Below are 18954 nucleotides of genomic sequence, written 5' to 3'. Positions count from 1 at the left end.
GCCATCCTTCTGGCTGATCGGCAGCCTGCCGCTGTCCCAAACGACACAGCGGCAGGCAGAGCAAACAAAGCGCTGGCCTGTCGGGTTGCTTATTGTGAAGCATCACTATCCCGGACAAGACAGGGTGATTCATGATTGAGCAATCCTTACTTGCCGCGCTTTCCGGCGTTCGGCTGCATCTTTTCCATCCTCATACCCAGGGTATGCGGGCCTTTTGTACCTCGCTGACCCAGCTTGGCTGCCACGTGCGGCACGACTGGCCGATCCCTGCGAGCCTTCCTCCTGAAGCTGACCTGGCGATTATTGCCGTCGATCGCCACCAGCAGGCGTCGGTCGCACCGCTGTTCCGGCACTACCGCAGCGTACAGACCCCGGTGCTTGCCCTGGCCGACTGCCACGACGGGCAGCTGTTTCCGCTGCTGCTGACGCTGGAGCCGGATGCGATTTCAGCGCGCGAGGCCGACCCGTTCTCGCTGATTATTCAGATCGTAGCCAGGCTGCATGCGGCGCAGGAACAGCAGACGCTGCGAGACCGACTGCATAAGCAACAGCAGGCCAGGGCTCGGCAGGACAGTCTGGCGCAGGCGAAAGGCGTGCTGATGCAAACTTTCGGGCTGGATGAGTCGGGGGCCTACGGATTTATGCGTAAAGAGGCGATGAACACCCGCAGCAGCCTGGAATTCACTGCGGAACGGGTGCTCAATAGTCTGCAAAAGTAATCAGCTGCCGGGCTGGCCGCTGGCCGGATGCAGCAGGCTGCTTGGCGTATAGCCAAAGGCCTTGCGAAAGGCGAGGCTGAAATGGGACATATCGCTGAAGCCGTGATCGAGCGCCACCTGGGTGATGTTTCGCGCTTTGCCTTCCGCCAGCGCTTTATGGCAGGCCAGCAGGCGTTCGTGCCAGACGCAGTTCATTGGCGTGGTGCCGTTGGCCGCAAATACCCGGCTGAGGGTGCGCGGAGAAACATGGTGGGCGTTGGCGATCTGCGCCACGGACAGATCGTGATCCTGTAAATGCTTGCGCATATAGCTCATCACGCGGGAATAGAGGGTGGGTTTTAATCCCTCGTCGCTTTTTTGCAGATTCAGGCCGACGGAAATCACGGTAAACAGCGTATTGGCGAACTGCTCGGTCAGGCAGCTGCCTTCTTCGGCGGCATTAAAACGGAAGGCCTCATCAATCATATGCCTGAGCGCGACCATGCCCGGTCGGGAGAGATCCAGCGAGGTCCCGGACATCGCCGCAATCGCCGGGGCTTCTTTTTCAATCAGATGGCGCGGCAGATGGATGATGTTCATCGACACGTTTTCCATGGCGAAATGGAACGGCGAGCTGGCGTCGTAGATCACCATATCCCCGGCGCTGACCTGCGTTTCATTATTATTTTGCCGCAGACGGCCGCTGCCTTCGCAAATATAGCCGAGATAAAAATCGGGGTTCGGGTGGCGGCGAATGCATTCGGGCGTCCTCTGCCACATCATCGACGCCTGCGAGACGTGATTGGCGATGTCGAACTGGCCCAGCATGCCGTAGCTGAAGCGGCCGGAAAACATGCCCGCCTGCACCTGCTTTGCCTCTGCCTTGATCAGGCGAGAACAGACGGCATCTCGCCAGGCGTCGAAGCGGTGCCGGTTCTCTAAATGCTCCGTGGTGAAATTTTCTCTCATCGTCAGATCCCCCGGACGTGGCGTAAAAGGTGAAATCAGCAGAAAACATGCAAACTCCAGACCATTCCTGCCGGAGAACCGCCCCTGACGCAGGGGCGGTAAAGGATGGGGGTTACAGCGCGGGGTGCTGCTGATGCCAGTCGGTGACCTGCTGATAGGCCCAGGCCGCCTGAATCATACTGACTTCATCAAAATGCGCGGCAACCAGCTGGAAGCCAACCGGCGCACCGGCGGCGGTTTTGCCGCCGGGCAGCGTAATGGTCGGATGGCCGCTGGAGTCGAATGCACTGGTATAGCGCAGCACGCCATTAAACAGTGCCTTATCGGTACCAAAGCGGGTCATGGTGTCCCAGGTTAATCCGGCATAGGCGGTGGCCGGGGCGATAATCAGGTCAACCTGGCCGAACAGGGCAGAAATCGTGCCGCGCAGCGCCGCGCGGTTCAGCAGTAACTGCTGGAATTCCAGGGCGGTGACGCTGTGGCCGAGATCCAGCAGGCCCGCCAGTCCTGGCCCGTATTGCTCTTTTTGCGAGGGGTAGGTCTGCTGATGCGCGAAGGCCGTTTCCACCGCACACAGCGGGCTCCACTCTTCGGCCGCCTGCTCGGTGTCCGGCATGGTGATATCCACGAAGGTCGCACCCAGCTTGCTCAGGGTGGCGATCGCCTCCTGCAGCACCCGGCGGGTATCTTCATCCACTTTTTCCAGCGCCCAGTTTTTATCCAGACCGATGCGCATTTTGCCTATACCGCTTGTCATCAGGGCAAGGTAATCGGGCACCGGCTCGATGCTGGAGGTGGGGTCCTGCTCATCGCGACCGGCGATCGTCTGCAGCATGGCCGCGGCATCGGCGGCGGATCGCGCCATCGGGCCGATATGATCGAGGGAGGCCGCCAGCTCGAAAGCACCGTGGCGGGTGACGCGCCCCCAGGTTGGCTTAATACCGGTCAGACCGTTGGCATTGGAGGGGAAGCGGATCGAGCCGCCGGTATCGGTGCCAATAGCGCCAAAGCACAGCCCGGCCGCAGTGGCAACGCCGGAACCGCTGGAAGAGACGCCGGTCCACAGCGCGGAACCCCACGGGTTAACCGGGCGAACAACTTCCGGGTGATGATCGGCAAAGGCGCTTTCGGTTTGTTTTAGTTTGCCGAGGATCACCGCCCCGGCGGCGCGGAAGCGCGTGACGATGGAGGAATCCTCCGTGGGATAATGCGACTGGTGGATCAGCATGCCGTGGCTGGTAGGGGCATCTTTGGTCCAGATCAGATCCTTCAGCGCGATGGGCACGCCGTGCAGCGGGCCGCGGATGATCCCCTGCGCGATTTCCTGGTCGGCTTCTGCCGCCTGTTGCAGGGCACTGTCGCGCATCACGTAAAAATAGCTGTGAAAATCGGCATCCAGCGAGGCAATGCGATCCAGCAGAACGGTGGTCACTTCAACGGAAGCAATCTCTTTCGACTGAATCAGTCGGCCTGTTTCCAGCAAGCTTTTATAATGCAGGTTTTTCATCGTGGGCTGGTCTCCTGAAGGGAATGATGCCTGCGAAAGCAGACAATATGCTGATCACCAACGTAAATCAGGGCGACAAAGCTGGCTATGCTATGGCGGACAGAGGGTGTGCCAGAAGTGCCAGCGCGGCGAAGGCGGGTCGCGTCGGGTCGCGGAAGACATTGCCGCAGTCACGTTTTCTAACCATTGTCTCTGCGTGCAACATTTTGCAACTGCTGGTCCGCACGCTAGACTGTATCGTATTGATTATGTTGAAAGCGGGGAAAAAGGTGGACGCTATAGCAGGTAAATCCTTACAGGTATCGGATGCGATTATCTCGTGTCAGCTGGATGGCCACGGCGGGATGATCCCGATTGCCGACAGTGAAGTCCTCACGTGTGACCATCCATGCTGGTTGCACCTGAATTACACCCATCCCGAAAGCGCCGAATGGTTGACCACCACGCCGCTGCTGCCGGACAACGTGCGCGATGCGCTCGGCGGTGACAGTATGCGGCCGCGCGTCAGCCGTCTGGGTGACGGTACGATGATCACCCTGCGCAGCGTCAATCTGAACAGCGAATCGCGGCCCGACCAGCTGGTGGTGATCCGGGTGTTTATCAACGACCGGTTGATTGTTTCAACCCGGCGGCGCAAGGTATTTGCCATCGATGAAGTGCTGACCGACCTGCAAAACGGCAACGGTCCGCATAACGGCGGCAGCTGGCTGGTGGACGTTTGCGACTCCCTGACCGACCACACCAGCGAGTTTATTGAGGATCTGCACGATAAAATCATCGAGCTGGAGGATGCCGTTGTCGACCAGCAGGTGCCGCCGCGCGGTGAGCTGGCTTTAATTCGTAAACAATTGATTATTATGCGCCGCTATATGGCGCCACAGCGGGATGTGTTCTCGCGGCTGGCCAGCGAGCGGCTGCCGTGGATGAGCGATGATGACCGCCGTCGTATGCAGGATATTGCCGACCGACTGGGGCGTGGGCTGGACGATCTGGATGCCAGCGTGGCGAGGACCGGGGTGCTGTCCGATGAAATCAGCTCGGTGATGGCCGAGGCGATGAACCGCCGCACCTATACCATGTCGCTGATGGCGGTGGTGTTCCTGCCGACCACCTTCCTGACCGGGCTGTTCGGCGTCAACCTTGGTGGTATTCCGGGCGGCAGCTGGCGTTTTGGCTTTGGCCTGTTCTGCCTGTTGTTAGCTGTCCTGGTGCTGGGCGTTGCGTGGTGGTTAAAGCGGCGTAAATGGTTGTGAAGAGGGCAAATTATTGTGGGGTAAAGGCGTTTAAAACTGATCGACGTCAATAACTGGCGACGGTGTTAAGGGCAAACTCTCTCTCGCAGGTGAATGCAACGTCAAGCGATGGGCGTTGCGCTCCATAATTGTCTTACTTCATTTTTAGAATTAATGCATAGCACATTTAATTCGTACGACGCCGGCTCCGAGCCGGCTTTTTTTTGCCCGTTTGCCAGCTCGCCAGGATGTCCTACGCTTAACGTTCACGCGTTGAAAACAGAGGGGACAGCAAAATGACTAAGCAGCCTGATGCTATTCGCGGTTCTGAACCACTGAGCGATCCCGTACCCGTTCCCGGGCCGATACCCACGCCGCAGCCCATGCCCGATCCGCCGCCGGTCGACCCCGATCCGATTATCGATCCACCTGCGCATTATTAACGTCTGACTATTGAGCGGGCCTGTCCGGGAACTGCTGCTCGCGCCACTGCTTGATCAGCACGGCACGGCGGCGTGGATAGCGGGTTGCGTTCAATTCCAGGGAGATAATACGGTCGGTGCGGAAATGGCGGAAGTCGCCGCGCAGCTCGCACCACGCGCCGAGAATATGCAGGTTATCGAAATAGCCCAGCAGAAACGGCCAGATCACGCGCCGGGTGGAGCAATCCCTGCCGTCGCGATAGGTGAGGGTCGCCGTCAGCTCCTGCCTGATCGCCCGCCGGATGGCGACAAAATCGACGTTTTCAACCAGCGGACTGGCAGAGGGGGCGGCCATCAGGCCGTTGCTGTCCAGACTGTGGCGCAGCTCGGTGGGAAGCACGGCGGCGATTTTGCTCAAGGCGCTTTTGGCCGACTGGCTCAGCCCGGTGTCGGTGCGGCTGGCAACCCAGCGCGAGCCGAGCACCAGCGCTTCAATCTCCTCTTCGCTGAACATCAGCGGGGGCAGGGTGAAGCCGGGTTTTAACACGTAGCCCATACCCGGCTCTCCGGCGATATCCGCTCCCTGCTGTTGCAGCGTGGCGATATCACGGTAAAGCGTACGCAGGCTGATACCGAGCGTGGCAGCGAGCTGAGCGCCGGGAACGGGGAAGCGGTGATTGCGCAGTAGCTGCAGCAGATCCAGCAGACGTTGCGATCGCGACACACTTCCTCCGTGAAACGGTGAGCTTAGCCTACCTGAAGGACATTAAGACGCACGGGCGCGTCGTCTTCATCTTCCGGCTGCCAGCCGGCGGGCTGCATCGGCAGGGTTTCGCGATCGAATGCCAGATCGCCACCGCCAATAACTTCGCTGCCGTGGACGATGCCTTTGAAGTCGAACAGTTCGGTATCAGCAAGATGCGAAGGCACCACGTTCTGCATGGCGCTGAACAGGGTTTCGATGCGGCCAGGATAGCGTTTATCCCAGTCGCGCAGCATATCGCCAATCACCTGACGCTGCAGGTTAGGCTGCGAACCGCACAGGTTGCACGGAATAATCGGATATTCGCGGGCGATGGCAAAACGCTCAATGTCCTTCTCGCGGCAGTAGGCCAGCGGGCGGATCACGATGTGCTTACCGTCGTCGCTCATCAGCTTCGGCGGCATGCCTTTCATCTTCCCGCCGTAGAACATATTGAGGAACAGCGTCTGCACGATATCGTCACGGTGATGTCCCAGCGCGATCTTAGTGCAGCCCAGCTCGGTTGCCGTGCGGTACAGAATGCCGCGGCGCAGACGGGAGCAGAGCGAGCAGGTGGTTTTGCCTTCCGGGATCTTATCTTTAACGATGGCGTAAGTGTCTTCTTCGACGATCTTATATTCCACGCCCTGGGCTTCCAGATATTCCGGCAGAATATGCCCCGGGAAACCCGGCTGCTTTTGATCGAGGTTCACCGCCACCAGCGAGAAGGAAACCGGCGCGCTCTGCTGCAGGTTGCGCAGAATTTCCAGCATGGTGTAGCTGTCCTTGCCGCCGGAAAGGCACACCATAATCCGGTCACCCTCTTCGATCATATTAAAGTCAGCAATCGCCTGACCGACGTTACGGCGCAGACGCTTCTGCAGCTTGTTGAGGTTGTATTGCTCTTTTTTACTGGTTTCCGGATTCGGTTGCATTTATTAGCTATCTCGTATTGCAGAAGTGGGCGAGAACATCGGCAGGCCCGGCATGAAAACTGACTGGCGTGCTATGGTACGGATTCCGGCGACGAATGCCAGCTTGTTTTACATGTGTATTGTACAAACTTTACGCAATAATAACTGTGCGAAGCCTCAAACCCTGCCGCTGCGCAGCCTTGCCCCTGAAAGTAACGTTTCCAGCGGATTATCTGCTACAATCAGCGGCAAAATTCCCGCCCGATTTATCAGAGATTATACCCGTGACTGCTTTTTCTACCCTGAACCTGCTGCCCGCCAGCCAGATTGAAAACCTTAATGAACTTGGCTATCTGGCCATGACGCCGGTACAGGCCGCATCGCTGCCGGCGATCCTGGAAGGGCGTGACGTACGCGCGCAGGCGAAAACCGGCAGCGGCAAAACGGCTGCGTTTGGTCTGGGTGTGATGCACCGGCTGGACGTCAGCCAGTATGTCACTCAGTCGCTGGTGCTGTGCCCGACCCGTGAACTGGCCGATCAGGTGTCGAAAGAGCTGCGCCGGCTGGCGCGTTTTACCGCCAATATCAAAATCCTGACGCTGTGCGGTGGCCAGCCGATGAACGCGCAGCGCGATTCGCTACTGCATGCACCGCATGTGGTCGTCGGTACGCCGGGGCGTATCCTGGAGCACCTCAAGCGTGAAACCCTGAAGCTGGACGGCGTGGCTACGCTGGTGCTGGACGAGGCCGACCGGATGCTGGAGATGGGCTTCCGCGATGATATCGACGCGATAATCAGCTACTGCCCTCAGCAGCGCCAGACGCTGCTGTTCTCCGCTACCTGGCCTGAGGACATCGCCCGCATCAGTCAGCGCGTGCAGCGCGATCCGCTGACGGTGGAAACCGGCGACGTTTCCGATCTGCCCTCCATTGAGCAGACTTTCTATGAAGCCAGCGCGCGTGAGAAAATGAGCGCGCTGATCGGCCTGCTCAGCGACCGCCAGCCCGCCTCCTGCGTGGTGTTCTGCAACACTAAACGCGAATGTGATGACATTGCTGCCTCGCTGGGAGATGCGCAGATCAGCGCGCTGGCGCTGCACGGCGATCTGGAACAGGCCGAGCGCGATCGCGTTCTGGTGCGCTTTGCCAACGGCAGCTGCCGGGTGCTGGTGGCGACCGACGTTGCGGCGCGCGGGCTGGATATCAAATCGCTGGCGATGGTAGTGAACTACCAGCTGTCGTTCGATCCGGAAGTTCACGTCCACCGCATTGGTCGTACTGCCCGCGCAGGCGCAGAGGGCTGTGCGGTCAGCTTCGTTGCGCCGGATGAAATGCAGCGCGCCCACGCGCTGGAAGATTTCCTGCAGCAGCGCCTGGCGTGGCGTAACGTCAGCGAGCTGAAGTCCGTGGCACCAAAACCGCTGCGCGCGGAGATGACCACCATCAGCCTCGACGGCGGGCGTAAAGCCAAGATCCGTCCGGGTGATATCCTGGGGGCGCTGACCGGTGACGGCGGGCTGAGCGGCGATCAGGTGGGTAAAATTGATATCGCGCCTACGCTGGCCTACGTGGCAATTCGCCAGGAGCTGGTACGCAAGGTGATGCAGCAGCTTACGCAGGTGAAAATTAAAGGGAAAACCTGCCGCGCCCGCATCGTCAAGTAAAGCCGTCAGCCGCACAAAATAAAACGGCCCCCGGGGTGAAATCCGGGGGCCGTTTTTTATCCGATCGCAAGGGCGATTAAATTTTGGTAATCACCGGCGGCGCGGCGAGCAGGGATTCAACGCCGGCAATCAGTTTCAGGAAATGCGGCTGCTTTTCATGTTCTTCGATAGCCGCATGACTTTTCCACGTTTCGTGGAACAGGAACGAATCCGGGTTTTCAACGCTACGGTACAAATCGTAATGTACGTTGCCTGCCTCAAGGCGGCTCGGGGCCACACAGGGGTTCAGCACGTCAAACAGCGCATCGCCTTTGCCCGGCTTAGCCGAAAATGTGGCGATAATCAGTACGGATTTCTCAGACATTATAATCTCCATTTAAAAAACGTTGCTGGCGCAGGGCCAGACACAAAAAGGCCTGGCTGTAAGAGTAACCGTTTCGGCTTTTTTTGCCATGAGCATTTATGGCTAATGAATTTCCAGCGACTGTACGCCGTTTATCTCCAGCAGTACGTCATACATTTTTTCCGGTACCACCTTTCGTGACAATGTCACATCCACCATCATTTCACACAGTCCGGTTTCAGCGTCGCGGTGGGCGAGGATGACTTTGCCGGTGCGTACTTCCCGACGCTGTAGGGCAATCAGCACCAGCGGCACGCTTTTCGGCTTGAGCTGGAAGATCAGGGTAAGATTACGGCCGATAAATCGGTAGCTGATGCGGCGGAAGGTTTCCAGCACCACCAGTGCCAGCAGGGTGCCGTAAATGCCGATCTCATACATGCCGCTTCCGACAACCAGCCCGATAGCCGCCGTGACCCACAGCCCGGCGGCGGTGGTCAGCCCCTTGACCATCTGTTTTTGAATGATGATAGTACCGGCACCAAGGAAACCCATGCCGCTGACGACCTGAGCAGCGATCCTGCTGGGGTCCAGCTCAATATGCGAGGCTCCCAGGATATCGCTAAAGCCATACTTAGACACGATCATAAACATCGCGCTGCCAATCCCCACCAGCACGTGGGTGCGCAGCCCGGCTTCTTTGGATCGCAGCTGCCGCTCCATGCCGATCAGACCGCCAAGCGCACCGGCAAGCGCGATGCGCAGTAATAAGTCGAAGACCACTCTCTATCCTCCTGTATTTTAGAGATTTTCCTTGATTTCTTCTTATTGATGGTAAATTAAGACCTGAGGGTATTGATATTTTATCAATTTTGATTTTGTAAAATTGGATGACAGCTATCGACCTGTCGCAAAACCTGGCATATGCTGGCTGGCGCCTTTGACCCTTCACCGATCGGAGTTTACACAATGAAAGCAGCCACTTTTTTGCTTGCAGCGGCAACGCTGGTGCTGTCGGCCTGTAGCAGCGACAACGAACCGCCGCAGCAGGCAACCGCCGCACACGTCCCGGCAAGAGTACAAATGGCCGATCTGGCAGCGAGTAATTGTGAAAATGCAGGAGGAACGCTGGCGCTTTCACGTCAGCTGGATGGATCTTCGGTAGGGATGTGTCAGCTGGCGAACGGCCGTCGCTGCGGCGAAAGTGCATTACTTAACGGCACCTGCGCCCGTTAAACCCCCCGCGTTGCAGCAGGGGGCGGTGGTGGTGTCAGAGCTGGTTAGCGCAGGGTTCGCCTTTTTCCAGCTGCCGCAGATTCTGCAGCGTGGTCTGTGCGATGCTGGTCAGCGCTTCGGCGGTAAGAAACGCCTGATGGCCGGTAAACAGCACGTTGTGGCAGGCTGACAGACGGCGGAAAACGTCGTCCTGAATCACGTCGTTCGACTTATCCTCAAAGAATAAATCCCGCTCGTTCTCGTAAACATCCATCCCCAGTGCGCCAATCTTCTGCTTTTTCAGCGCGTCGATGGCTGCCTGCGAATCGATCAGGCCGCCGCGGCTGGTATTAATAATCATCACGCCATCTTTCATCTGAGCGAAGGCACTCTCGTTGAGCAAATGATGATTCTCCGGGGTCAGCGGGCAGTGCAGGCTGATCACGTCCGACTGGGCAAACAGCGTTTTCACATCCACATATTCCGCACCCAGCTCCAGCGCCAGTGGATTAGGATAGGGATCGGAAACCAGCAGGCGCATGCCGAAACCCTTCAGGATGCGCAGGGTGGCGATGCCGATCTTACCGGTGCCGATGACGCCAGCGGTACGGCCATGCATGTTAAAACCGATCAGGCCTTCCAGCGAAAAGTTGGCATCGCGGGTGCGCTGATACGCGCGGTGAATGCGGCGGTTCAGCGTCATCATCATCCCTACGGCATGCTCAGCCACCGCTTCGGGCGAATAGGCCGGCACGCGAACCACCTGCATTCCCAGCTCTTTGGCCGCATCAAGATCGACGTTGTTAAACCCGGCGCAGCGCAGCGCGATAAACTTCACCCCGAGTTCCGCCAGCTCTTCCAGCACCTTACGGCTGCCGTCGTCGTTGACGAAAATACACACGCCGTCACATCCCGTGGCGTTCTTCGCGGTACGTTCGGTCAGCAGGAAGTCGAAAAATTCCAGTTCGAAACCGAAATCCTGATTCACCTGTTCCAGGTATTTCCGGTCATACTGTTTGGTACTGTACACCGCAAGTTTCATCGTTATAGGTCCTTTTACCGCTGCAGAATGAATAGCTTCAGTTTATCAACTATTCTCAGCGAGCGAGAACCTGATGGTGGCTACTGCTGCAAAAAGCATCGAATCCACCGTAAAACGGTGAAAAACTTCACGATGAAGCGATTCCGTGCCATCATTTCGTTGATAATCACGGACCGAACAGGATTTTGCTGCCATGAACAGGGGCTGGAAACGCGCGCTTGCCGCGCTGCTGGCAGCGATCCTGCTGCTGACAGGACTTTTACTCACGGTAACCCAGTGGCTACCGAGGCTGGTAGGGCTGTGGCTGCCGAATGATACCTTCATTTCCCTTGATGGCGGGCCGCGCTGGCAGCACGGCGCGCTGAGCCTGCCCGGCGTCCACTACACTATCGGCGACTGCGAACTGGCGACGGTGAAAAACGTCTCGCTCAGCTACCGCCACCAGCGCTGGGTGGCCGACGCAGAAAGCGTGATTATCGACAGCGAGTGCGCGGCCAAACTCCCGGCCAGTGACAGCCAGGATGCTCCCCGCACGCTGGCCGAATGGCAGCAGATGCTGCCCGGTGCCAGCGTGACCATCCGCCAGCTGACCCTCAAACCCTGGCCGCAGTGGGCGGGGCAGCTCCAGCTTGATTTCGAACCCGACAGCCAGCAACTGCACTATAAAGGTGACAATCTCTCTCTTGAGGCTGAACTGCGGCAGCAGCAGCTGACGCTCAAAACCCTGACCGTACTGGCACCGGGTATCGCTCAGCCGGTCACGCTTGACGGTACGCTGACGCTGCCGCGCATTCCTGATGCGCTGCCGCAGAGCGGCGTGCTGCATGGCAATCTGGCGCTGGACGGCATTGCGGAGCCGCTCAATGTGCAGCTTGACTGGCAGCAGCAGAGCGGCACCTTACGCGTCAGTGCAGCAAATCAGCCGCAGCCGCTGCTGGACCTGCCGTGGCAGATCACTCCGCAGAATATTCAGATACAGCAGGGCAGCTGGAGCTGGCCGTGGGGCACCCAGCCGCTTTCCGGCGGGGTTTCGCTGCTGGCCGAGGACTGGCAGAAGGGGCTGACCGCCACTCAGCTTAGCGGCCGTCTTAACCTGCTAACCTCCGGGCGCGGTGGTAAAGGCAACGTGGTGCTGTCGGTGGGACCGGGGCATCTTGACTGGCAGGAAAGCAGCCTGCCGCTGCGCCTTTACGGCGAAAGCAAACTCGATGCGCTGCAGTTTTACGCCAGCCTGGTGGGCGAACTTCGCGGGCCGCTGGCCGATCCGCAGCTGGCAATGCTGCCCGGCGCGCTGCTGCGAATGAAAGGCCGCCTGCTGTCGACGCTGGAAGTCGATGAAGCCCGCTGGCCGCTGGCCGGGGTGAAGATCTCTTCAGCGGGGATCGACGGCCGCCTGCAGGCGATACTCAGCGCTCACGATCCGCAGATGGGCAATTTCCGCCTGCACCTTGACGGACGGGCCAGCGACTTCTGGCCGGATAAAGGTGAATGGCGCTGGCGCTACTGGGGCGACGGGCGTCTGAAGCCGCTGGCGGCGAAATGGGATGTGACGGGCACCGGGCGCTGGCAGGATTCGCTGATTGAACTCTCCACGCTTTCCACCGGCTTCGATCGCATCAGTTACGGCAGCGTGAACATGGCTGCGCCGCGCCTCACACTGGTGAAACCCGTCAGCTGGCAGCGCGATGAGCAGAATCCATCCTTCGACGGCGAGCTGGCGTTAAAAGCGCGGGAAACCCGTTTCAGCGCCGGGGGCTATCTGCCGCCCTCAACGTTAACCCTGGTGGTAAAGGGCCGCGATCCGGCCGCGTTTCTGTTTAACGGTGCACTCCAGGCGCAAAAAATCGGTCCGGTTCAGGTGCGTGGGCGCTGGGACGGCGAACGCCTGCGCGGCCAGGCCTGGTGGCCGGAACAGTCGCTGCGGGTCTTTCAGCCGCTGCTCAGCCCGGACCTCAAACTGTCGATCCAGAGCGGCACGCTGAAGGCGCAGGTGGCATTTTCAGCCGCGGCCGATCAGGGACTGGAGGCCGGTGGCCACTGGCTGGTACGTAACGGCCGCGCGCTGCTGCCGGATAATGAATTCAACGGCGTGGATTTCTCGCTGCCGTTCCGTCTGCAATCCCACCGCTGGTACTTCGGTACCCACGGCCCGGTTTCGCTGCGCATCGGCGAGATCAAAAACCAGTTTGCCATGCAGAATGTCACCGCCGATCTGCGCGGCTGGTATCCGTGGAGTGAAGCTGAACCGCTCAGCTTGACTAACGTCAGTCTGGATATGCTGGGCGGTACGCTGAGTCTTGACCGTTTACAGATGCCGCAGACCGAGGCGGCAAAAATCCGCGTGCAGCATCTTGCGCTGTCGCAGCTGATTACGGCGATGAAGCTCAAGCAGATTGCGCTGTCCGGCCATATCAACGGCGAGCTGCCGCTGTTCCTCAATAACAGCCAGTGGCTGGTGAAGGACGGCTGGATCGCCAACAGCGGGTCTCTGACCGTACGGATGGATAAAGATATGGCCGATGCCATCAGCAGCAATAATATTGCTGCCGGTGCGGCCATCGACTGGCTGCGCTATATGGAAATTTCGCGCAGCTGGGCGACGCTCGACCTTGATAACCTTGGCTGGATGAGCCTGACGGCAAAAGTTGACGGCACCAGTCGATTTAGCGACCGCGATCAGCGCGTTGCGCTGAATTACTCCCAGCGGGAAAACCTGTTTCAACTCTGGCGCAGCCTGCGCTTTGGCGATAACCTGCAATCCTGGGTGGAAGATAACGCCACCCTGCCGTCGCAGAAGGAAAAACGTGATGAAAGCCCTGAATAGCCTGCTGATGGCTGGCGCGATGCTGTCGCTGAGCGGATGTATTCCGCGCATTGAAGTGGCGGCGCCGAAAGAACCGATCACCATCAATATGAACGTCAAAATCGAGCACGAGATCCATATCAAGGTCGATAAAGACGTGGAAGCGCTGTTAAAAAACCAGAGCGGCCTGTTCTGAGGATAAAACAATGAAACTACTGAACAGAGCACTCCTGCTGGGCTGTCTGATGATATCTTCCGGTGCCATGGCGCTGACGCTTGACGAAGCGAGGCAGCAGGGCCGGGTGGGCGAAACGCTTAACGGCTATATTGCCCCCAGACAGACTGATGCGGAAACTCAGGCGCTGGTAAAACAGATCAACGAAGGCCGCAGCAGGCAGTATCAGCTGCTGGCGGAGCAGAATAATATGACGGCGGCCGAGGTGGCCAGAATCGCCGGACAAAAACTGGTGACGCGGGCAAAACCGGGTGAGTACGTGCGCGGGATCAACGGTCAGTGGCTGAAAAAACAGCCGTAGCGAAAAGTATGACCGTAGCGAAAAGTATTGCTATGGCCTAAAAAAAACGCGATGCAGCGGGCATCGCGTTGTTATTACGTTCCGGCAGCGATTTGCCACCGGTGATTAAAATCAGGCTGCAACGATTTTAGAGATAGCGTCTTTTGCATCGTTAGCGGCTTTCTGTGCCACTTCCGGACCGTAACCGATACCTTCAGCAAACACGAACTGTACGTCGGTCATCCCCAGGAAGCCCAGGAAGATGGTCAGGTACGGCGTCAGCAGATCGTTCGGGGTATCTTTATGGATGCCGCCACGGCTGGTCAGAACCACCACTTTTTTACCTTTCACCAGGCCTTCAGGACCGTTTTCGGTGTAGCGGAAAGTGATGCCTGCACGGGCAACCAGGTCGAAGTAGTTTTTCAGCTGAGTTGGGATGTTGAAGTTGTACATCGGTGCAGCGATAACGATGGTGTCGTGCGCCTGCAGTTCTTCAATCAGCTCGTTGGACAGCGCCAGCGCGTCCTGCTGACGGGCAGTCAGTTCAGCGTCGGAAGGGCGCAGTGCGCCAACCAGCTCACCGTCCAGCACCGGAATTGGGTTTGCAGCTAAATCGCGGATGGTGACTTCATCACCAGGATGAGCGGCTTTCCACTCTGAAACCAGATGATCGGCCAGTTGGCCTGACTGAGAATAACCGGCGAGGATGCTTGATTTCAAAACGAGTACTTTGCTCATGTCTTCATTTCCTGTTGAGTCGCGGAATGCTGTCCGCCTGATGTGAAACACTCTACTGCGATATGCCGATGAGTGTAAGTGCGAGTTTTTGTTATCTATGTTCGAAAATATTGAATAAGGATAGCCGTGCAGGTAAAACGCTAAGTTCTTGTCTGTGCTACTATACGCAAAATTTTTTATCACAATACATCCATGTTGTCGGTTAACCGCGCAACAAAGTGAGTTTGACTTATGTCTGATACACCACAATCTGCCCTGACCGCGTTCTGGCCGCGCCTGGACTCGCTGATGCTGCGCGACAGCCAGCGCCTGCAGCGTCGTCTGCACGGGGCAAAAAAAGTTAAAAGCCCGGCCGCACTCCAGGCGATTACCGAAGAGCTAAACCAGGATTTTACCGCCGCCGAGCTGCGAATCTCCCAGCGCCGCGCCGCCGTACCGACCATTAACTATCCTGAAAATCTGCCGGTCAGCCAGAAGAAGCAGGACATCGCCAATGCCATCCGCGACCACCAGGTGGTGATTGTCGCCGGTGAAACCGGCTCGGGGAAAACCACCCAGCTGCCGAAAATCTGCATGGAGCTGGGCCGTGGCATTCGCGGCCTGATCGGCCACACCCAGCCGCGCCGCCTGGCCGCGCGCACCGTTGCCGATCGTATTGCCGCCGAGCTGGAAACCTCGCTGGGCGGCTGCGTGGGCTACAAAGTTCGTTTTAACGATCAGGTCGGTGACACCACCCAGGTGAAGCTGATGACCGACGGTATCCTGCTGGCGGAAATCCAGCAGGACCGTCTGCTGATGCAGTACGACACCATTATTATCGATGAGGCCCACGAACGCAGCCTGAACATCGATTTCCTGCTCGGCTACCTGCGCGAGCTGCTGCCAAAGCGCCCCGATCTGAAAGTCATCATCACCTCGGCGACCATCGATCCGCAGCGTTTCTCGCGCCATTTCAACAATGCGCCGGTGATTGAAGTTTCGGGCCGCACCTATCCGGTAGAAGTACGTTATCGCCCGGTGGTGGAAGATGCCGACGATACCGAGCGCGACCAGCTCCAGGCGATCTTCGACGCGGTGGATGAACTGGGTCAGGAGAGCCGTGGCGATATTCTGATCTTTATGAGCGGCGAGCGTGAAATTCGCGACACCGCCGATGCGCTGATGAAGCGCGATCTGCCGCATACCGAGGTGCTGCCGCTCTACGCGCGACTGTCGAACGCCGAGCAGAATCGCGTCTTCCAGTCACACGTCGGGCGGCGCATCGTGCTGGCAACCAACGTGGCGGAAACCTCGCTGACCGTGCCGGGCATCAAATACGTGATCGACCCGGGCACCGCGCGCATCAGCCGCTACAGCTTCCGCACCAAGGTGCAGCGCTTGCCGATTGAACCGGTATCGCAGGCGTCAGCCAACCAGCGTAAAGGGCGCTGCGGCCGCGTCTCCGAAGGGATCTGTATTCGTCTGTACTCCGAAGATGATTTCCTCAGCCGCCCGCAGTTTACCGACCCGGAGATCCTGCGCACCAACCTGGCCTCGGTCATTCTGCAGATGACCTCGCTCGGGCTGGGAGATATTGCCGCCTTCCCGTTTGTGGAAGCACCGGACCAGCGCAATATTCAGGACGGCGTGCGCCTGCTGGAAGAGCTGGGTGCGATTACCCTGGATGATAACCAGCACTATAAACTGACCTCATCCGGCCGATCGCTGGCTCAGCTGCCGGTGGACCCGCGCCTGGCAAAAATGGTGCTGGAAGCGCAGAAATACGGCTGCGTGCGCGAGGCGATGATTATTACCTCCGCGCTGTCGATTCAGGACCCGCGCGAGCGCCCGGCCGAGAAAAAGCAGGCATCGGACGAGAAACACCAGCGATTTGCTGACAAAGAGTCGGATTTCAACGCCTTTGTTAATCTGTGGAACTATCTTCAGGAGCAGCAGAAAGCGCTGTCATCCAGCCAGTTCCGCCGCCAGTGCAAGCTGGACTATCTTAACTATCTGCGCGTGCGCGAGTGGCAGGATATCTATACCCAACTGCGCCAGGTGGTACGTGAACAGGGGCTGCCGGTAAATAGCGAACCGGCCCCGTTCCGCGAAGTGCATACCGCGCTGCTGACCGGCCTGCTGTCGCATATCGGCCAGAAAGACAGCGACAAGCAGGAGTACACCGGCGCGCGCAATGCCCGCTTCGCCATCTTCCCCGGTTCCGGACTGTTTAAAAAACCGCCGAAGTGGACGATGGTGGCCGAGCTGGTGGAAACCAGCCGCCTGTGGGGGCGCATTGCCGCGCGCATAGAACCGGAATGGATTGAACCGCTGGCGCAGCATTTGCTGAAGCGCAGTTACAGCGAGCCGCACTGGGAGAAAGCGCAGGGCGCGGTTATCGCCGTCGAGAAGGTGACGCTTTACGGCCTGCCGATCGTCGCGGCGCGCAAGGTGAACTACAGCCAGATTGCCCCGGTGCTGTCGCGCGAACTGTTTATCCGCCATGCGCTGGTGGAGGGCGACTGGCAGACGCGTCACGGCTTCTTCAAGGCCAACCTTAAGCTGCGCGAAGAAGTGGAGGAGCTGGAACATAAATCCCGCCGCCGCGACATTCTGGTGGATGACGAGATCCTGTTCGAATTCTACGACCAGCGTATTCCGCACGACGTGGTATCCGCCCGCCATTTCGACAGCTGGTGGAAAAATGCCAGCCGTACGGAGCCGGAGCGGCTGAATTTCGCCAAAGAGATGCTGATCCGCCAGGGCGCGGAGAACGTCAGCAAGCTGGATTACCCGAACTTCTGGCATCAGGGCAACCTGAAACTCAAGCTCAGCTATCAGTTTGAACCGGGCGCGGACGCCGACGGCGTGACCGTCCACGTGCCGCTGCCGCTGCTGAATCAGGTGGAAGAAAAAGGTTTTGAGTGGCAGATCCCCGGCATCCGCCGCGAGCTGGTTATCGCGCTAATCAAATCCCTGCCGAAGCCGTTACGCCGTAACTTTGTTCCCGCGCCAAACTACGCGGAAGCGTTTCTTGGCCGCGCCGAACCGCTGGCGCTGCCGCTGCTGGAATCACTGGAGCGCGAATTCCGCCGCATGTCCGGCGTGACGCTGGACCGCGAAGCCTGGCAGTGGGATCAGGTGCCCGATCATCTTAAAATCACCTTCCGGGTGATCGATGAAAACAACCGTAAGCTGGCGGAAGGCAAAGACCTCGATGCGCTGAAACTACAGCTGAAGGGCAAGGTGCAGGAAACGCTATCGCAGGTGGCCGACGACGGCCTTGAGCAGAGCGGTCTGCATATCTGGAGCTTCGGCGATTTGCCGGACCACTTCGAGCAAAAGCGTGGTAGCTACAGCGTGAAAGCCTGGCCGGCGCTGGTGGATGAAAAAGACAGCGTGGCCATCCGGCTGTTTGACTCGCAGCACGAACAGCAGAAAGCGATGTGGCGCGGCCAGCGCCGCCTGCTGCTGCTGAACGTGCCGTCGCCGATCAAGTACCTGCATGAAAAGCTGCCGAATAAGGCCAAGCTGGGGCTGTACTTTAACCCGTACGGCAAGGTGCTGGATCTGATTGACGACTGCATCGCCTGCGGCATTGATAAACTGATTGCCGAACACGGCGGCCCGAGCTGGCAGGAATCCGGCTACACCCGGCTGCACGATGTGGTGCGCGCCGAGCTGAACGACACGGTGGTGGAGATCGCCAAAATGGTCGAGCAGATCCTCACCGCGGTGTTTAACATCAACAAGCGGCTAAAAGGGCGCGTAGATATGACCATGGCGCTGGCGCTTTCGGATATCAAAGCGCAGATGGGCGGGCTGGTTTATCGCGGCTTTGTCACCGGCAACGGCTGGAAAAAGCTGGCGGACACGCTGCGCTATTTGCAGGCGATTGAACGGCGCATGGAGAAGCTGGCGGTGGACCCCCACAGCGACCGCGCCAGGATGATCAAGGTGCAGAACGTTGAGCAGGCGTGGAACACCTGGTTCAACAAACTGCCGCCGCAGCGGCGCGACGATGACGACGTGCAGGATATTCGCTGGATGATTGAAGAACTGCGCGTCAGCTTCTTTGCGCAGCAGTTGGGCACGCCGTATCCCGTTTCGGAAAAGCGGATTACCCAGGCGATGGAACAGCTGGTCATTTAGTCATAAAAAGAGAGCGGTCGTT

18 protein-coding genes are annotated in these 18954 nt (G+C 58.6%); 10 read left to right on the top strand and 8 right to left on the bottom strand.

The features are described 5' to 3' along the window. Nucleotides 1-131 precede the first annotated feature (131 nt). The gene (locus tag IBT46_RS02285) at nucleotides 132-719 is read left to right on the top strand and encodes an ANTAR domain-containing response regulator (RefSeq protein ID WP_200543664.1); all 588 of its coding nucleotides are present in this window, start codon (nucleotides 132-134) and stop codon (nucleotides 717-719) included. Here the strand turns inward: IBT46_RS02285 and IBT46_RS02280 are convergent, their stop codons facing one another. Continuing rightward, nucleotides 720-1667, bottom strand: coding sequence for a helix-turn-helix domain-containing protein (locus tag IBT46_RS02280; protein ID WP_200543662.1), 948 nt, complete (start codon nucleotides 1665-1667; stop codon nucleotides 720-722). 112 nt (nucleotides 1668-1779) lie between these two features. After that, a complete protein-coding gene (locus IBT46_RS02275; RefSeq protein ID WP_200543660.1) occupies nucleotides 1780-3174 on the bottom strand; it encodes an amidase in 1395 nt (464 codons plus the stop codon). 269 nt (nucleotides 3175-3443) lie between these two features. On the opposite strand from IBT46_RS02275, the gene zntB reads away from it, so the two are divergent. Together zntB and IBT46_RS02265 are read left to right on the top strand one after the other, a co-directional pair. After that, a complete protein-coding gene (gene zntB / locus IBT46_RS02270) occupies nucleotides 3444-4427 on the top strand; it encodes a zinc transporter ZntB (protein WP_200544342.1) in 984 nt (327 codons plus the stop codon). Nucleotides 4428-4702: 275 nt separating this feature from the next. Beyond that, complete coding sequence (locus tag IBT46_RS02265) at nucleotides 4703-4849, top strand: hypothetical protein (protein ID WP_200543658.1); 147 nt, start codon at nucleotides 4703-4705, stop codon at nucleotides 4847-4849. Nucleotides 4850-4856: 7 nt separating this feature from the next. Here the strand turns inward: IBT46_RS02265 and IBT46_RS02260 are convergent, their stop codons facing one another. Both IBT46_RS02260 and ttcA read right to left on the bottom strand, forming a co-directional pair. Continuing rightward, on the bottom strand, nucleotides 4857-5552 hold the full coding sequence (locus IBT46_RS02260) for a YafY family protein (protein ID WP_200543656.1): 696 nt from the start codon (nucleotides 5550-5552) through the stop codon (nucleotides 4857-4859). A 23-nt stretch (nucleotides 5553-5575) separates the two neighbouring features. Further along, entirely contained in the window at nucleotides 5576-6505 is a 930-nt protein-coding gene (ttcA, locus tag IBT46_RS02255; protein ID WP_200543654.1) for a tRNA 2-thiocytidine(32) synthetase TtcA, read from the bottom strand. A gap of 52 nt (nucleotides 6506-6557) precedes the next feature. On the opposite strand from ttcA, the gene IBT46_RS02250 reads away from it, so the two are divergent. Beyond that, nucleotides 6558-6815, top strand: a complete 258-nt coding sequence (locus tag IBT46_RS02250) for a hypothetical protein (RefSeq protein WP_200543652.1) — start codon at nucleotides 6558-6560, stop codon at nucleotides 6813-6815. Further along, the gene (gene dbpA, locus IBT46_RS02245; protein WP_200543650.1) at nucleotides 6769-8148 is read left to right on the top strand and encodes an ATP-dependent RNA helicase DbpA; all 1380 of its coding nucleotides are present in this window, start codon (nucleotides 6769-6771) and stop codon (nucleotides 8146-8148) included. Before IBT46_RS02250 ends, dbpA begins: the two co-directional genes overlap by 47 nt. Nucleotides 8149-8224: 76 nt before the next feature. Here the strand turns inward: dbpA and IBT46_RS02240 are convergent, their stop codons facing one another. Beyond that, the gene (locus IBT46_RS02240) at nucleotides 8225-8512 is read right to left on the bottom strand and encodes a putative quinol monooxygenase (protein WP_200543649.1); all 288 of its coding nucleotides are present in this window, start codon (nucleotides 8510-8512) and stop codon (nucleotides 8225-8227) included. Nucleotides 8513-8614: 102 nt separating this feature from the next. Next, nucleotides 8615-9271, bottom strand: a complete 657-nt coding sequence (locus tag IBT46_RS02235) for an MgtC/SapB family protein (RefSeq protein WP_105594677.1) — start codon at nucleotides 9269-9271, stop codon at nucleotides 8615-8617. A gap of 186 nt (nucleotides 9272-9457) precedes the next feature. Here IBT46_RS02235 and IBT46_RS02230 point away from each other — a divergent pair, with 186 nt between their 5' ends. Beyond that, complete coding sequence (locus tag IBT46_RS02230; RefSeq protein WP_105594738.1) at nucleotides 9458-9724, top strand: DUF333 domain-containing protein; 267 nt, start codon at nucleotides 9458-9460, stop codon at nucleotides 9722-9724. A 34-nt stretch (nucleotides 9725-9758) separates the two neighbouring features. Here IBT46_RS02230 and IBT46_RS02225 read toward each other — a convergent pair whose 3' ends face one another. Then, on the bottom strand, nucleotides 9759-10745 hold the full coding sequence (locus IBT46_RS02225; RefSeq protein WP_200543647.1) for a 2-hydroxyacid dehydrogenase: 987 nt from the start codon (nucleotides 10743-10745) through the stop codon (nucleotides 9759-9761). Between the two features lie 193 nt (nucleotides 10746-10938). On the opposite strand from IBT46_RS02225, the gene IBT46_RS02220 reads away from it, so the two are divergent. The 3 genes from IBT46_RS02220 to IBT46_RS02210 are packed head-to-tail and all read left to right on the top strand — an operon-like array spanning nucleotide 10939 to nucleotide 14084. Continuing rightward, nucleotides 10939-13569 (top strand): YdbH family protein, encoded by a 2631-nt coding sequence (locus tag IBT46_RS02220; RefSeq protein ID WP_200543645.1) that lies wholly within the window; start codon nucleotides 10939-10941, stop codon nucleotides 13567-13569. Continuing rightward, nucleotides 13553-13744 (top strand): YnbE family lipoprotein, encoded by a 192-nt coding sequence (locus IBT46_RS02215; RefSeq protein WP_123329751.1) that lies wholly within the window; start codon nucleotides 13553-13555, stop codon nucleotides 13742-13744. The genes IBT46_RS02220 and IBT46_RS02215 overlap by 17 nt, the downstream gene beginning before the upstream one ends. Nucleotides 13745-13754: 10 nt before the next feature. Beyond that, nucleotides 13755-14084, top strand: coding sequence for a YdbL family protein (locus tag IBT46_RS02210; protein ID WP_105594673.1), 330 nt, complete (start codon nucleotides 13755-13757; stop codon nucleotides 14082-14084). A 111-nt stretch (nucleotides 14085-14195) separates the two neighbouring features. Here the strand turns inward: IBT46_RS02210 and IBT46_RS02205 are convergent, their stop codons facing one another. Continuing rightward, nucleotides 14196-14801, bottom strand: coding sequence for an FMN-dependent NADH-azoreductase (locus IBT46_RS02205; protein WP_105594672.1), 606 nt, complete (start codon nucleotides 14799-14801; stop codon nucleotides 14196-14198). A 231-nt stretch (nucleotides 14802-15032) separates the two neighbouring features. Between IBT46_RS02205 and hrpA the strand changes: the two genes are divergently transcribed. Then, a complete protein-coding gene (hrpA, locus tag IBT46_RS02200; protein WP_200543643.1) occupies nucleotides 15033-18932 on the top strand; it encodes an ATP-dependent RNA helicase HrpA in 3900 nt (1299 codons plus the stop codon). Nucleotides 18933-18954: the final 22 nt, after the last annotated feature.

The organism is Erwinia sp. S38 (assembly GCF_016624545.1).
Taxonomy (GTDB): domain Bacteria; phylum Pseudomonadota; class Gammaproteobacteria; order Enterobacterales; family Enterobacteriaceae; genus Erwinia; species Erwinia coffeiphila.
Note: the sequence above shows the minus strand (reverse complement) of the source record. Positions and strands in the feature narration are given on the sequence as shown.

Bases quoted from the DNA above. Each gene is read 5' to 3' on its own strand.
- IBT46_RS02285 (WP_200543664.1), top strand. From the start codon at position 132: ATGATTGAGCAATCCTTACTTGCCGCGCTTTCCGGCGTTCGGCTGCAT.
- IBT46_RS02280 (WP_200543662.1), bottom strand. From the start codon at position 1,667: ATGAGAGAAAATTTCACCACGGAGCATTTAGAGAACCGGCACCGCTTC.
- IBT46_RS02275 (WP_200543660.1), bottom strand. From the start codon at position 3,174: ATGAAAAACCTGCATTATAAAAGCTTGCTGGAAACAGGCCGACTGATT.
- IBT46_RS02265 (WP_200543658.1), top strand. From the start codon at position 4,703: ATGACTAAGCAGCCTGATGCTATTCGCGGTTCTGAACCACTGAGCGAT.
- ttcA (WP_200543654.1), bottom strand. From the start codon at position 6,505: ATGCAACCGAATCCGGAAACCAGTAAAAAAGAGCAATACAACCTCAAC.
- IBT46_RS02250 (WP_200543652.1), top strand. From the start codon at position 6,558: ATGAAAACTGACTGGCGTGCTATGGTACGGATTCCGGCGACGAATGCC.
- IBT46_RS02240 (WP_200543649.1), bottom strand. From the start codon at position 8,512: ATGTCTGAGAAATCCGTACTGATTATCGCCACATTTTCGGCTAAGCCG.
- IBT46_RS02230 (WP_105594738.1), top strand. From the start codon at position 9,458: ATGAAAGCAGCCACTTTTTTGCTTGCAGCGGCAACGCTGGTGCTGTCG.
- IBT46_RS02225 (WP_200543647.1), bottom strand. From the start codon at position 10,745: ATGAAACTTGCGGTGTACAGTACCAAACAGTATGACCGGAAATACCTG.
- IBT46_RS02220 (WP_200543645.1), top strand. From the start codon at position 10,939: ATGAACAGGGGCTGGAAACGCGCGCTTGCCGCGCTGCTGGCAGCGATC.
- IBT46_RS02215 (WP_123329751.1), top strand. From the start codon at position 13,553: ATGAAAGCCCTGAATAGCCTGCTGATGGCTGGCGCGATGCTGTCGCTG.
- IBT46_RS02210 (WP_105594673.1), top strand. From the start codon at position 13,755: ATGAAACTACTGAACAGAGCACTCCTGCTGGGCTGTCTGATGATATCT.
- IBT46_RS02205 (WP_105594672.1), bottom strand. From the start codon at position 14,801: ATGAGCAAAGTACTCGTTTTGAAATCAAGCATCCTCGCCGGTTATTCT.
- hrpA (WP_200543643.1), top strand. From the start codon at position 15,033: ATGTCTGATACACCACAATCTGCCCTGACCGCGTTCTGGCCGCGCCTG.